Below are 12,749 nucleotides of genomic sequence, written 5' to 3'. Positions count from 1 at the left end.
GGGCTAGACGCTCCTAAACTCAGGTGGTACATTCGGCCCCGCACTGGTTTCTCCATTGCCCCCTGCTAGCCGTCGCCGACGCACTCCTTTTCGAATAAGTACGCGATCCTGTCGCCTTCTCTGCGGCGCGGCCTCATTAAGCCAAAAGCTTAATTTCCCCCCTCCATAAATGATTACGTCATTCCTATATGAATCTGACTGAACTCAAGCAAAAGCCGATTACCGAACTGCTCGAATTGGCCGAACAGATGGGCATAGAAAATATGGCCCGTTCGCGCAAGCAGGACGTGATTTTCTCCCTGCTCAAGAAGCACGCGAAAAGCGGTGAGGAAATCTCCGGTGATGGCGTGCTGGAGATTCTCCAGGACGGCTTCGGCTTCCTGCGCTCCGCTGACGCTTCCTATCTCGCCGGCCCAGACGATATCTACGTCTCGCCGAGCCAGATCCGTCGCTTCAACTTGCGCACCGGTGACACCATCGTTGGCAAGATCCGCCCTCCAAAGGAAGGCGAGCGTTATTTCGCGCTGCTCAAGGTCGACACGATCAACTACGACCGTCCGGAAAACGCGAAGAACAAGATTCTCTTCGAGAACCTGACCCCGCTGTTCCCGACCGTGCGCATGAAGATGGAAGCCGGTAACGGCTCCACCGAAGACTTGACCGGTCGTGTCATCGACCTGTGCGCCCCGATCGGCAAAGGCCAGCGCGGCCTGATCGTTGCACCGCCGAAAGCCGGCAAGACGATCATGCTGCAGAACATCGCGGCGAACATCGCACGTAACAACCCTGAAGTTCATCTGATCGTATTGCTGATCGATGAACGTCCGGAAGAAGTGACCGAAATGCAGCGCACCGTGCGCGGCGAAGTGGTTGCCTCGACGTTCGACGAGCCGCCAACCCGCCACGTGCAGGTTGCCGAAATGGTGATCGAGAAGGCCAAGCGCCTGGTCGAGCACAAGAAAGACGTGGTGATCCTGCTCGACTCCATCACCCGTCTGGCCCGTGCCTACAACACCGTGATCCCGAGCTCCGGCAAGGTACTGACCGGTGGTGTCGATGCCCACGCCCTGGAGAAACCGAAACGTTTCTTCGGCGCCGCGCGGAACATCGAAGAAGGCGGCTCGCTGACCATCATCGCCACCGCGCTGGTTGAAACCGGCTCGAAGATGGACGAAGTGATCTACGAGGAATTCAAAGGCACCGGCAACATGGAACTGCCGCTGGATCGCCGTATCGCTGAAAAGCGCGTCTTCCCGGCCATCAACATCAACCGTTCCGGCACCCGCCGCGAAGAGTTGCTGACTGCCGACGACGAGCTGCAGCGCATGTGGATCCTGCGCAAGCTGCTGCACCCGATGGATGAAGTGGCTGCCATCGAGTTCCTGGTCGACAAGCTGAAAACGACCAAGACCAACGACGAATTCTTCCTGTCGATGAAACGCAAGTAACATCGCCCGTTGAGTTCAAGAGAATGGCGCCCCGGTGGGGCGCCATTTTTTTTGCCCGCACTTTTTTGCCCGGGCCATGGGAGGTTTTTGATTGGCCAAGGTCAGTTACTTGGCAATTCAACCAGGCGCGTTTGCAGTCATCTCCGGGGACGATGCCCAAGCGCGCCGAAAACAACGATCTGAATGGTTTAATGTTTATGAGCTCACTGGCTTATCGACGGGATATCGACGGCTTGCGCGCAGTGGCGGTGATCGCTGTCGTGCTGTTTCATTTTGGTGTTCCGGGGTTTACCGGCGGCTTTGTCGGCGTGGACGTGTTTTTCGTGATTTCCGGTTACCTGATCACCTCGATCATCTGGAATCAGCGCCAGGCCGGGCAATTCAGCTTTGTCGATTTCTGGGCCCGGCGTGCGCGGCGGATTTTGCCGGCGTTGTTCGCGATGATCATCGCGGTGCTGGCGGTCGGCTGGTTTTTGCTGGCACCGAAGGATTACGAAGAGCTGGGGCGATCGGTGCGTTACCAGGTGATGTTCGTGTCCAACATCCTGTTCATGCGCCAGGACGGCTATTTCGATGTCGCCTCCGATCTCAAACCCCTGCTGCACACCTGGTCGCTGGCCGTGGAGGAGCAGTTTTACATCGTCTTCCCGTTGCTGCTGACACTGCTGTCGAGCCGTCTCAAGCATCGGCGACTGACGCTGTTCGGCGTATTGCTGCTGTCCTTTGGCTTGAGCGTGTGGGCCGTCGCCCATCATCCGGAAAAAGCCTTCTTCCTGTTGCCGATGCGTGCGTGGGAGCTGTTGGCCGGAGCGATGCTGGCGGTCGCGCCCAAGTCTGCGTGGCGTCTCAAGCCGATGGCGGCGCAGTGGCTGAGCCTGCTGGGCATGGTGCTGATCCTGCTGGCGGTGTTCGGTTATGACAAGGCCACGCCATTCCCGGGCGTCGCGGCGTTGTTGCCGGTGCTGGGTGTGGTGCTGCTGATTCTGGCCAACGGTCATCGTGAAACCTGGATTGGTCAGTTTTTGAGCAGTCGGATAATGGTCGGCCTCGGCCTGGTTTCTTATTCCTGGTACCTGTGGCACTGGCCGGTGTTCGTATTCTCCCGCTATGCCAGCATCGGTGAGCCGAGTGCTTTCGACAGTGCCGGGTTGATTCTGCTGACGCTGTTGCTGGGTTATCTGTCCTGGAAATTTGTCGAAACCCCGTTTCGTGAGCGTCGCCTGCTTGCCGGACGCCGGCAGATCCTGCTCGCCAGTGCATGCGGTGTCCTGGTGCTCGGCCTGGCCGGGCAGACCTTGCGCTGGACCGACGGCTTGCCGTGGCGTCTGTCTGACCAGGCCTTGCAATACGCCAAGGCTCGCGAATGGCGACCGGAGCTGATGGCCTGCCTGGCCGATGACAAGACGCCGGATGACAAGTTGTTCTGCCGTTATGGCGCACAAAATCGCCTGCCCCCAGCGCTTGTCTGGGGCGATAGCCATGCCACGGCGTTGATTCCGGTTTTCGACGAGGGTGCCAAGGCCCATGGCGTCAACGTGATCCTCGCCAGTTCTGCTGGTTGTTTGCCAGTCGATGGCCTGGAGCACGATGCGCGTTGTGCGCGGTTCAACCGGCGCGTTGAACAGGCCTTGATGCCGCAAGCTGTCGGCGATGTGGTGTTGGTCGCGCACTGGAGCCTGTACCTCTATGGCGACGGCAAAGGTGACTTGGGCCACGCACTGAAAAGCGCTGACGGGCACTACGACCGCGCCAGCGCCGAACAACGTCTGGCCGATGGCTTGCGTGCGCGAGTCGCGCAATTGCGTGCCGGCGGGCATCGGGTCTGGCTGGTAAAAGAGGTGCCGTTGCAGGCCTTCAGCCCTCCGTATCGCCTCACCCGTCTGGCAATGCTGGACCGTCCGGTCGACGATGTCGGGCTGGCGCTCGCAGAGCACCACAAGCGCCAGGCATTCATCAGTCGATTGTTTGCACAACTGGCGCAAGACCCGGCGGTACAGGTGCTGGATCCGGCGCCAAGGCTGTGTGACGCGAGCGGCCTGTGCCGCGCCGAACGCAGCGGCTACTCGTTGTACACCGATAACAATCACCTCTCGGAAGTCGGTGCGCGGTTCGTGGCGCCGATCCTCGAACCGCTGTTTGTCAGTCTGCAACCGGGGCAAACCCGGGGTAATGCATCCAGATAAGCAGCGATAAGCTGCCAGCGGCCAGCAGAGCAGGTAGGATGTACGCCTATTTTTCGGGTGCCATCATCAAATGAAATTCAAGGATCTTCGGGATTTCGTGCAGCAGCTTGAGCAGCGCGGAGAGTTGAAACGCATCCAGATCCCCGTCTCTCCAGTGCTGGAGATGACCGAGGTGTGTGATCGCACACTGCGTGCCAAAGGCCCGGCGCTGTTGTTCGAAAAGCCGACAGGCTATGACATCCCGGTGCTCGGCAACCTGTTCGGCACCCCCGAGCGGGTCGCCATGGGCATGGGTGCCGAGTCGGTCAGCGAGCTGCGCGAAATCGGCAAGCTGCTTGCGTTCCTCAAGGAGCCCGAGCCGCCGAAAGGCTTGAAGGATGCCTGGTCCAAGCTGCCGATCTTCCGCAAGATCATTTCGATGGCGCCGAAAGTCGTCAAGGACGCGGTGTGCCAGGAAGTGGTCATCGAAGGCGACGACGTCGACCTGGCCATGCTGCCGGTACAGACCTGCTGGCCGGGCGATGTCGGTCCGCTGATCACCTGGGGCCTGACCGTCACCAAAGGCCCGAACAAGGATCGCCAGAACCTCGGCATTTATCGTCAGCAGGTGATTGGTCGCAACAAAGTCATCATGCGCTGGCTGAGCCACCGTGGCGGCGCGCTGGATTACCGCGAGTGGTGCGAGAAGCACCCGGGCCAGCCGTTCCCGGTTTCCGTGGCCCTGGGTGCGGACCCGGCGACCATCCTCGGTGCCGTGACCCCGGTGCCCGACAGCCTTTCCGAATACGCCTTCGCCGGCCTGTTGCGCGGTAACCGCACTGAGCTGGTGAAGTGCCGCGGCAACGACCTGCAAGTGCCGGCCACCGCCGAAATCATCCTCGAAGGCGTAATCCATCCGGGCGAGATGGCCGATGAAGGCCCATACGGCGACCACACCGGTTACTACAATGAAGTCGACAGCTTCCCGGTGTTCACCGTCGAGCGCATCACCCATCGGATCAAGCCGATCTATCACAGCACCTACACCGGCCGTCCGCCGGATGAGCCGGCGATCCTCGGCGTGGCGTTGAACGAAGTGTTTGTGCCGATCCTGCAGAAGCAGTTCCCGGAGATCACCGATTTCTACCTGCCACCCGAAGGCTGCTCGTACCGCATGGCCATCGTGACCATGAAGAAGTCGTATCCGGGCCACGCCAAGCGGGTAATGCTGGGTGTCTGGTCGTTTTTGCGACAGTTCATGTACACCAAATTCGTTATCGTCACCGACGACGATATCAACGCCCGGGACTGGAACGACGTGGTCTGGGCCATCACCACGCGCATGGATCCCAAGCGCGACACGGTGATGATCGACAACACGCCGATCGACTACCTGGACTTTGCCTCGCCGGTGTCCGGCCTGGGGTCGAAAATGGGCCTCGATGCCACGCATAAATGGCCGGGCGAAACTACCCGCGAATGGGGCCGGGTCATCGTCAAGGACGATGCCGTGACCCAGCGGATCGATGCCATCTGGAATCAGTTAGGAATAGATTGATGCGTGTAACCTTGCAGCCCTCCGGAGCAGTGCTTGAGATATTGCCCGGCGAGCGGATTCTCGATGGCGCACGACGTCTGGGCTACGAATGCCCGCAAAGCTGCCGCAACGGCAATTGCCATGTGTGCGCGGCGCTGCTGGTGGAAGGCCGGGTCGAGCAGACCGGCGATGTGCGCGACCATGGCGAGTTCTACACTTGCATAGCGGAGCCGCTGGAAGACTGCATCGTGCTGTGGGATGGCGTGCTCGCGCTGGGAGAACTGCCGGTGCGCAGCGTGTCGTGTCAGGTCATTGAGTGCAAGGAAGTGGGCGGCGACACCTGGCGCGTGCGTCTGCGGGCTCCGGCCGGTAAACCACCGCGCTACCACGCCGGCCAGTACTTGATGATCGAGCGCGAGAACGGCGAAAAGTCCGCCTTCTCCCTCGCCTCGGCCCCGCATGCGGGGCGCGACCTGGAAATCCACGTACTGGCGCGCGAATCCAGTGCGCTGAGCCTGATCGAACAGCTCCAGCGCAACAGCATGGTGCGGGTCGAATTGCCGTTTGGCGATACTCACCTGGAGGAGTTGCCGGACGGTCCTCTCGTGCTGATCGCCGCTGGTACCGGCATGGGCCAGATCCACAGTCTGATCGAGCATTGCCGGGCCTCGGGGTTCAAGCACCCGGTGCATCTGTATTGGGGCGTGCGTCGTCCTGAAGATTTTTATCAAATCGAGCATTGGGACGAATGGCTGAAGCTGCCCAACCTGTTCCTGCACAAGGTCGTCAGCGATCAATGCGGTTGGGGAGGGCGGTGCGGCATGTTGCATGAAGCGGTCTGTGAAGACTTCCCTGACCTCAAGCCGCTGCACGTGTACGCCAGCGGCTCTCCGGCCATGGTCTACGGCACGCTGGATGCGCTGGTGGAAGCGGGGATGGACGCCCACCAGATGCGCGCCGACGTTTTTGCGTATGCGCCGCGGTCTTGAGCCGCGCTCTTGATCCGCGCTCTTTCGTTATAACTCTATATATAGCCAATCGGCGTTTATAAACTTTTATAAATGTCGGTAGGTTATATGTCGTACAGGCATTTAAATAAGTACGGTGCCATGGCATTCAAATTGCCTTAAAACTTATGTGCCTTATTGTTACAGCTGTGCGTTCTATTAAGTAATTCTTCACTCGCGGGGAGCTGAACGCTATTCGCCATGAGCGCCATTGAATCTGCTTTTTTGAATCTGGCTTACCCTCCGCGGCTCGATCTGGGGCCGCAGCTCACGCACGAACAACTGCTCGGCTCGATGCAATCGACCATGGCGCGCCACAAAGGTGGGCCGGTCTGGTTGTTTGCGTATGGTTCGCTGATCTGGCGCCCTGAGTGCACGGCGGTTGAGCGGGTTCGCGGCCGGGTGCATGGCTACCATCGCGGGTTGTACCTGTGGTCCCACGAACATCGCGGCACACCGGAAATGCCTGGCCTGGTGTTTGGCCTGGATCGCGGCGGTTCTTGCAGCGGTTTCGCCTATCGCTTGCCCGAAGAGCAACTCGAAGCCTCGCTCTACGCACTATGGCAGCGCGAGATGCCTTTCCCTTCCTACCGCCCGCACTGGCTCAACTGCCGTCTCGAAGATGGCAGTCAGGTTCAGGCATTGGGATTCGTTCTGGAGCGACACCTGCCCAGCTATGCCGGCAACCTGCCGGACCATGTGCTGAGCCATGTGTTCGAAAACGCCTGCGGGCGCTACGGCACCACTCGCGATTATGTCGAGCAGACCGCGCACGCCCTGCGCAGCCACGCCATGCCAGACCGGAATCTGGAGGCGCGGCTCAAGCGCTGTAAATCAACGGCCGATCAAGCGAGTGCTTCGCGGCCCTGACTGGCGATTTGTTTGTGCCGTAGCGTCGGGGCCAGGAAGGCCATCGCCAGCAGGCAGGCGCCGACCAGCAGCACGAAGCCGCCGTCCCAGCCGAAATGGTCCACGGTGTAGCCCATCGCTGCACTGGCCGCGACCGAACCGCCCAAGTAGCCGAACAGACCGGTAAAGCCCGCCGCCGTACCGGCAGCTTTCTTCGGTGCCAGTTCCAGCGCCTGCAGGCCGATCAGCATTACCGGGCCGTAGATCAGGAAGCCGATGGAAAGCAGCGCGATCATGTCGACCATCGGATTACCGGCAGGGTTGAGCCAGTAAACCAGCGTCGCAACCGTCACCAGCGCCATGAACACCATGCCGGTCAGGCCACGGTTGCCCCGGAAGATCTTGTCCGACATCCAGCCGCACAGCAGCGTGCCCGGGATACCTGCCCACTCGTAGAAGAAGTACGCCCACGAGGTTTTATCCACAGTGAAACCCTTGGCCTCCTTGAGGTAGGTTGGCGCCCAGTCCAGCACGCCGTAACGCAGCAGATAGACAAAGACGTTGGCCAGGGCGATGTACCAGAGCATTTTGTTGCGCAGCACGTATTTGACGAAAATTTCCTTGGCGCTGAATTCCTCTTCGTGGCTGGCGTCGTAGCCTTCCGGGTAGTCGTTCTTGTATTGCTCGATCGGCGGCAGGCCAACCGATTGCGGGGTGTCGCGCATGGTCACAAAGGCAAACACCGCTACTGCCAGCGCCACGGCTGCCGGCACGTAGAACGCGGCGTGCCAGTCATTGAACAGGCCCATGCCGATCAGGAACAACGGGCCGATCAGGCCACCACCGACGTTATGCGCCACGTTCCATACGGACACCACGCCGCCACGTTCCTTCTGCGACCACCAGTGCACCATGGTTCGACCACTCGGCGGCCAACCCATGCCCTGCGCCCAGCCGTTGATGAACAGCAGAATGAACATCATGGTCACGCTGGACGTCGCCCAGGGTGCGAAACCGAAAATGAACATCACTCCGGCCGACACCAATAGGCCGAACGGCAGGAAGAAGCGCGGGTTGGAACGGTCGGACACCAGGCCCATCAGAAACTTCGACAGGCCGTAGGCAATCGCGATGGCAGACATCGCCAGGCCCAGCTGGCCACGGGAGTAACCCTCGTCGATCAGGTACGGCATGGCCAGGGAGAAGTTCTTGCGCAGCAGGTAGTAACCGGCATAGCCGATGAAGATACCGGCGAAAATCTGCCAGCGCAGGCGTCGGTAGGTGCTGTCTATTTTTTCTTCAGGCAATGGAGCCTGATGTGCGGCAGGACGAAAGAAAGCAAACATTCAAGAGCTCCAGGTTTCTTGTTTTGACTGCGGATACGAATGTTACAGTTTCGTTACCGAAAATAGCACCGGTTCTCATCGGCAAAACAGCGGAAATGTTGGATATCGCGCGTTCCTTTATGAACATGTCGGTCAGATGTAAGTGAGGGGCGTTGTAGGAAGCGTTACCTGTTTGGTTGGCAGGCGCTTGATGTGCCTGAAATAGGGCAGGTCTTTAGGAAAGGCCCTTCGTTTAAAGCAGAAGTCATGGCGTTATGCCGAATGACTCAGCGCCTTAACCTTTGTGCTGTTGCCAGGTCTGGCGTTGCAGGCGAAGGGAGAGGGACATGCGGTGGTGGGTATGCGTGCTGTTGTTGGTGGTGTCCCTGGATGTCAGGGCCGGGGAGGTGTTCCTGATACCCGAGAATAATCCGAAGCCGGTTTATCCAATGGCGCTGCATAGGGCGGGTGTCACCGGCATGGTGCGTATCAGCATGACTGTGAAGGCCGATGGATCAGTCAGTAATGCCGTGATTGCGCAAAGTGCGCATCCCGAACTCGAAGAGGCGTCATTGGCCGCAGTCAACCAATGGCGATTCAAGCCGTGGACAATTACCAAGGATCAGCCTGCACAAATCATCGTGGTCGCACCTATGGAGTACAGGCTGGACAGAGATCATCCCTTCCACGTCAACAAGGAATTGGAGCGGCTGAAATGCAGTGCTATCGCACGGGCATCGTTGAACATCGCCACTTCCTCGTGGGTGGACCTGCCGGTTTTCAGCTGGACTCGCAGTTACCTGACCCACTCGCTTTCACCGACGCAATTGCCGGAAGAGAAACGTCTGGCTCTGATCGCCAGGCTCAATGCCAGCGTGCGTTCGATTGTGCAGCGGTGTAGCGCACATCCGGCGAGTCGGTATGTGCGGTTTTTGCCGGAGGAGATTCGGGTGTTGCTTTGACGGCAAGAAAGAGCGCGGCTAAATGGCCGCGCTTTTATTGCAGATAGAGATTCAGCGAACCTGCACCACCACTTTCCCCACCGCTTTACGCTGGCCAAGGTCATTGATCGCCTGCGCCGCATTGCTCAGCGGATACACCTGAGACACCAGCGGCTTGAGCTTGCCTTCGGCAAACCAGCCAAACAACTGTTGGAAGTTTGCCGCATTGTCTTGCGGCTGACGTTGGGCGAACGAGCCCCAGAACACGCCGAGCACCGCCGCGCCCTTGAGCAGGGCCAGATTGACCGGCAATTCGGGAATGCGCCCGCTGGCGAAGCCGACCACCAGCAGGCGGCCGTTCCAGGCGATGGCGCGGATCGCCTGGTCGAACAGGTCGCCGCCGACCGGGTCGTAGATCACGTCGGCACCCTGGCCGTCGGTCAGGCGCTTGATTTCGTCCTTGAGACTGGTTTCGCTGTAGTTGATCAGTTCGTCGGCACCGGCGGCCTTGGCCACGGCGAGTTTCTCTGCGCTGCTGGCCGCGGCGATCACCCGGGCGCCCATGGCTTTGCCGATTTCCACCGCCGCCAGGCCGACACCACCGGAGGCACCAAGCACCAGCAGGGTTTCGCCCGGCTGCAGGTTGCCGCGCTGCTTGAGGGCGTGCATCGAGGTGCCGTAGGTCATGCTGAAGGCGGCGGCAGTGTTGAAGTCCATCGATGGCGGGATCGGCAGCGCGTTGTAACCCGGCACAGCGACCTGCTCGGCAAAGCTGCCCCAGCCGGTCAGGGCCATGACCCGGTCACCGACTTTCAGGTGGCTGACCTTTTCGCCCACTGCGCTGACCACGCCGGCTGCTTCACCGCCCGGTGAAAACGGGAAGGGCGGCTTGAACTGGTATTTACCCTCGATGATCAACGTGTCGGGGAAGTTCACCCCGGCGGCGTGCACGTCCAGCAGGATTTCGTTCTTCTTTGCGACAGGACTGGCGACGTCTTCCAGCACCAGCGATTCGGCAGGGCCGAAGGCTTTGCACAGCACGGCTTTCATCAGGGCTATTCCTTTGGGAGTGATGGCCGATAAGTGTAGGTGTGTGGGTCGATGGGTCAACGAGCATGCCCGACCCTGATAGTCAGCCATAAGCTTGTGCTGGCGTGGCGGGTCGTTATGCTAGGCCGCAAACCGGATAAGGAGCGAATTGTGAAAGCGTGGATCATGTTGATGCTGGCCCTGTCTCTGCCTGTGGCAGCGGTGGCCGAAGAAGCCAGGGAAGATGCAGCGCCGAAAGTCAGTTACATCACCCTGAGCCCGCCGTTCGTGGGTAACTACGGGCTGGATGGCACGCCGAAACTGAAGGTCTACAAGGCCGATGTGGCGTTGCGGGTAACCGGTGACGAAGCCGCCAAGGCGGTGAAGGCCAATGAGCCGTTGATCCGCAATCAATTGGTCGCGCTGTTCGCCCAGCAGACCACCGAGACGATGAACAATGTCGAGGCCAAGGAAAAGCTGCGTCAGGAAGCGCTGAAGCAGACCCAGCAGATCATGAGTGATGAAACCGGTAAGCCGGTGGTTGAGGATTTGTTGTTCAACAACCTGATCATCCAATAAGACTCTCGCTGTCCTGACGGGCCTCTTCGCGAGCAAGCCCGCTCCCACAGGGTTCCGTGGTGGACTTATGATCATGTTCCAACACAAATCCACTGTGGGAGCGGGCTTGCCCGCGAAGGCGTTCTGAAAGACGCTGCAAATCCTACGGCTTGAGCGCAACCACCGCTGCCCACTGCTCCGCCGTCACCGGCATCACCGACAGCCGCGAGCCTTTCTGCACCAGCGGCAAGCCGGCCAGCGCCGTCTGCTGTTTCAGATAATCCAGTTTCAGCACCCGGGCAAAGGTCTCGACATGCTCGACATCGATCGCGCTCCAGGCGTTTTTGTCCGGGGTGGCCTTAGGGTCGAAATAATGGCTCTCTGGCTCCAGCGCCGTCGGGTCCGGGTACGCGGCTTCGACAATCTTGCCGATTCCGGCGATGCCCGGCTCAGGGCAGCTGGAATGATAGAAAAAGAACTCATCCCCCACCGCCATGGTCCGCAGGAAATTGCGTGCCTGATAGTTGCGAACCCCGTCCCAGCGCGCTTTGCCGAGCTTTTCCAGCCCCTTGATCGAGAGTTCGTCGGGCTCGGACTTCATCAGCCAATAGGCCATGTCTGTTGCTCCTTGCGTGGTGATTGAGCAGCTTGTAGGCGATTTTATGACAAACCGACAGTCGGTTGACGTCAGCATTTGCGCAGCGGTTCACGTTGTCGCAAAATGCCGGCCTTTAGAGCTTGACGCTGCTGCACGGCCTACAAACGGAAACCGCTGCTGTCATCGTGTTGATGTGCCTTTGGGGGGCAATCGATGAAACGCAAACCGGATTTACTATGGATTTTGGTCATTTTGTTTGGCCTTGGCGTCGTGACCACTGGCTATGCCCAAAGCCTGTGGGCCAACAAGACCGATGCACCGGTCGAACTCGCCCAATTGCAGCAACAGTCGACCGCCTTCAAGCGCTGATCCTGTTGCCTCGGCGCCACTGATCGAAGTGGCGTCTAGCCTGCGTAATACCAGGCCTTGTCTGTCACCGTTCCTTGCAGCGGCACATCCCAGCTCGCCTGAGCCAATCGCGCCACTTTCTGACATTCATGGGCCAGCCCCAACAGCGTCGGCTTGCGCCAGTCGTTTCGTCGCGCCAGGTAGGCCAGGCTGCGGTCGTAGAAGCCACCGCCCATCCCCAGGCGCCCGCCGACATCGTCAAAACCCACCAATGGCAACAGCACCAGATCCAGTGCCCAGATCTTGCGCTGCCGGGCGAGGTTGGCCCGTGGTTCGAGAATACGGAAGCGGTTGGGTTTGAGTTTTTCCCCGGGTCGGATGCGCTGGAACACCATTTTGGTTCGCGGCCAGGCGCTCAGCACCGGTAGATAGGTGGCCTTGCCCCGGCGTTGCGCGGCGCGCAGCAACAGGCGCGGATCGATTTCACCGTCGGTGGGCAGGTAGAGCGAGATGTGCCGGGCGCGGCGGAACAGCGGTTGCTGGGCCAATTGCTTGTACAGTCCGCGAGCGGCCTGGCGTTGCTGACTGGGAGTCAGTGCGCGGCGGGCCTTGCGCAGCATGCGTCGAAGTTGCGGGCGGGGGAGCAGCGCAGGTTCGGTCATGTATTCGGGCTTCAACAATGCGGATACGTGAAGCGTACCCGTAAAAACGCCAATGCCGGTATCAAAACCGGCATTGGACTGAAATCAGGCTCCCCGAATGTGCCGCTGTCGACTTAGCCCTTGAACCCGAAAGTTCAAGGTGGAAGATGCAGTAGGCTTTAAGGCTTTCCGTCTAGCGGACATGCACACCAGCCCAACGTGCAACCTCCAGGGTATAGCAAATCGGCTCAGGGACATCGCCAACTGGCAAGCACCCCAGGGAGTGAGGGGATTATACCGCAAGCG

12 protein-coding genes and 1 other RNA gene are annotated in these 12,749 nt (G+C 59.8%); 8 read left to right on the top strand and 5 right to left on the bottom strand.

The window, feature by feature from the left end; all coding sequences use genetic code 11:
- Positions 1 to 188: 188 nt before the first annotated feature.
- From rho to ACM6G4_RS09020, 5 genes are all read left to right on the top strand, one after another.
- The gene (gene rho, locus ACM6G4_RS09040) at positions 189 to 1,448 is read left to right on the top strand and encodes a transcription termination factor Rho (RefSeq protein ID WP_046039047.1); all 1,260 of its coding nucleotides are present in this window, start codon (positions 189 to 191) and stop codon (positions 1,446 to 1,448) included.
- A gap of 197 nt (positions 1,449 to 1,645) precedes the next feature.
- Positions 1,646 to 3,631, top strand: a complete 1,986-nt coding sequence (locus ACM6G4_RS09035; protein WP_414913516.1) for an acyltransferase family protein — start codon at positions 1,646 to 1,648, stop codon at positions 3,629 to 3,631.
- 70 nt (positions 3,632 to 3,701) lie between these two features.
- Positions 3,702 to 5,168: a 4-hydroxy-3-polyprenylbenzoate decarboxylase gene (ubiD, locus tag ACM6G4_RS09030; RefSeq protein WP_056726386.1), complete on the top strand. Its 1,467-nt coding sequence runs from the start codon at positions 3,702 to 3,704 to the stop codon at positions 5,166 to 5,168.
- Positions 5,168 to 6,136 carry a CDP-6-deoxy-delta-3,4-glucoseen reductase gene (locus tag ACM6G4_RS09025; protein ID WP_414913515.1) on the top strand — a complete coding sequence of 323 codons (969 nt, stop codon included), beginning with the start codon at positions 5,168 to 5,170 and terminating at the stop codon, positions 6,134 to 6,136. The genes ubiD and ACM6G4_RS09025 overlap by 1 nt, the downstream gene beginning before the upstream one ends.
- A gap of 219 nt (positions 6,137 to 6,355) precedes the next feature.
- Complete coding sequence (locus ACM6G4_RS09020) at positions 6,356 to 7,024, top strand: gamma-glutamylcyclotransferase (RefSeq protein WP_056726388.1); 669 nt, start codon at positions 6,356 to 6,358, stop codon at positions 7,022 to 7,024.
- Here the strand turns inward: ACM6G4_RS09020 and glpT are convergent.
- On the bottom strand, positions 7,000 to 8,349 hold the full coding sequence (gene glpT, locus ACM6G4_RS09015; RefSeq protein ID WP_008048696.1) for a glycerol-3-phosphate transporter: 1,350 nt from the start codon (positions 8,347 to 8,349) through the stop codon (positions 7,000 to 7,002). The genes ACM6G4_RS09020 and glpT overlap by 25 nt on opposite strands.
- Before the next feature lie 326 nt (positions 8,350 to 8,675).
- Here glpT and ACM6G4_RS09010 point away from each other — a divergent pair, with 326 nt between their 5' ends.
- Complete coding sequence (locus tag ACM6G4_RS09010; protein ID WP_414913514.1) at positions 8,676 to 9,290, top strand: energy transducer TonB; 615 nt, start codon at positions 8,676 to 8,678, stop codon at positions 9,288 to 9,290.
- Positions 9,291 to 9,341: 51 nt separating this feature from the next.
- Here ACM6G4_RS09010 and ACM6G4_RS09005 read toward each other — a convergent pair whose 3' ends face one another.
- Positions 9,342 to 10,319, bottom strand: a complete 978-nt coding sequence (locus ACM6G4_RS09005) for an NADPH:quinone oxidoreductase family protein (protein ID WP_056726390.1) — start codon at positions 10,317 to 10,319, stop codon at positions 9,342 to 9,344.
- 150 nt (positions 10,320 to 10,469) lie between these two features.
- Here ACM6G4_RS09005 and ACM6G4_RS09000 point away from each other — a divergent pair, with 150 nt between their 5' ends.
- On the top strand, positions 10,470 to 10,877 hold the full coding sequence (locus ACM6G4_RS09000) for a flagellar basal body-associated protein FliL (protein WP_414913513.1): 408 nt from the start codon (positions 10,470 to 10,472) through the stop codon (positions 10,875 to 10,877).
- A 142-nt stretch (positions 10,878 to 11,019) separates the two neighbouring features.
- Here the strand turns inward: ACM6G4_RS09000 and ACM6G4_RS08995 are convergent, their stop codons facing one another.
- Positions 11,020 to 11,472, bottom strand: coding sequence for an EVE domain-containing protein (locus tag ACM6G4_RS08995; RefSeq protein ID WP_056726392.1), 453 nt, complete (start codon positions 11,470 to 11,472; stop codon positions 11,020 to 11,022).
- 195 nt (positions 11,473 to 11,667) lie between these two features.
- Between ACM6G4_RS08995 and ACM6G4_RS08990 the strand changes: the two genes are divergently transcribed.
- Positions 11,668 to 11,823 carry a hypothetical protein gene (locus tag ACM6G4_RS08990; protein ID WP_007982896.1) on the top strand — a complete coding sequence of 52 codons (156 nt, stop codon included), beginning with the start codon at positions 11,668 to 11,670 and terminating at the stop codon, positions 11,821 to 11,823.
- A gap of 35 nt (positions 11,824 to 11,858) precedes the next feature.
- Here ACM6G4_RS08990 and ACM6G4_RS08985 read toward each other — a convergent pair whose 3' ends face one another.
- On the bottom strand, positions 11,859 to 12,464 hold the full coding sequence (locus ACM6G4_RS08985; RefSeq protein WP_008048703.1) for a 5-formyltetrahydrofolate cyclo-ligase: 606 nt from the start codon (positions 12,462 to 12,464) through the stop codon (positions 11,859 to 11,861).
- Between the two features lie 86 nt (positions 12,465 to 12,550).
- A non-coding RNA gene (ssrS, locus tag ACM6G4_RS08980) (6S RNA) lies at positions 12,551 to 12,729 on the bottom strand.
- Positions 12,730 to 12,749 lie beyond the last annotated feature (20 nt).

Origin of the sequence: Pseudomonas sp. IT-P258 (assembly GCF_949767825.1) — a bacterium.
Classification (GTDB): domain Bacteria; phylum Pseudomonadota; class Gammaproteobacteria; order Pseudomonadales; family Pseudomonadaceae; genus Aquipseudomonas; species Aquipseudomonas monachiensis.
Note: the sequence above shows the minus strand (reverse complement) of the source record. Positions and strands in the feature narration are given on the sequence as shown.

Coding starts and splice junctions, on each gene's coding strand:
- ACM6G4_RS09025 (WP_414913515.1), top strand. CDS start 5,168: ATGCGTGTAACCTTGCAGCCCTCCGGAGCAGTGCTTGAGATATTGCCC.
- ACM6G4_RS09020 (WP_056726388.1), top strand. CDS start 6,356: ATGAGCGCCATTGAATCTGCTTTTTTGAATCTGGCTTACCCTCCGCGG.
- ACM6G4_RS08990 (WP_007982896.1), top strand. CDS start 11,668: ATGAAACGCAAACCGGATTTACTATGGATTTTGGTCATTTTGTTTGGC.
- ACM6G4_RS09035 (WP_414913516.1), top strand. CDS start 1,646: ATGAGCTCACTGGCTTATCGACGGGATATCGACGGCTTGCGCGCAGTG.
- ACM6G4_RS09010 (WP_414913514.1), top strand. CDS start 8,676: ATGCGGTGGTGGGTATGCGTGCTGTTGTTGGTGGTGTCCCTGGATGTC.
- ACM6G4_RS09005 (WP_056726390.1), bottom strand. CDS start 10,319: ATGAAAGCCGTGCTGTGCAAAGCCTTCGGCCCTGCCGAATCGCTGGTG.
- ubiD (WP_056726386.1), top strand. CDS start 3,702: ATGAAATTCAAGGATCTTCGGGATTTCGTGCAGCAGCTTGAGCAGCGC.
- rho (WP_046039047.1), top strand. CDS start 189: ATGAATCTGACTGAACTCAAGCAAAAGCCGATTACCGAACTGCTCGAA.
- ACM6G4_RS08985 (WP_008048703.1), bottom strand. CDS start 12,464: ATGACCGAACCTGCGCTGCTCCCCCGCCCGCAACTTCGACGCATGCTG.
- glpT (WP_008048696.1), bottom strand. CDS start 8,349: ATGTTTGCTTTCTTTCGTCCTGCCGCACATCAGGCTCCATTGCCTGAA.
- ACM6G4_RS08995 (WP_056726392.1), bottom strand. CDS start 11,472: ATGGCCTATTGGCTGATGAAGTCCGAGCCCGACGAACTCTCGATCAAG.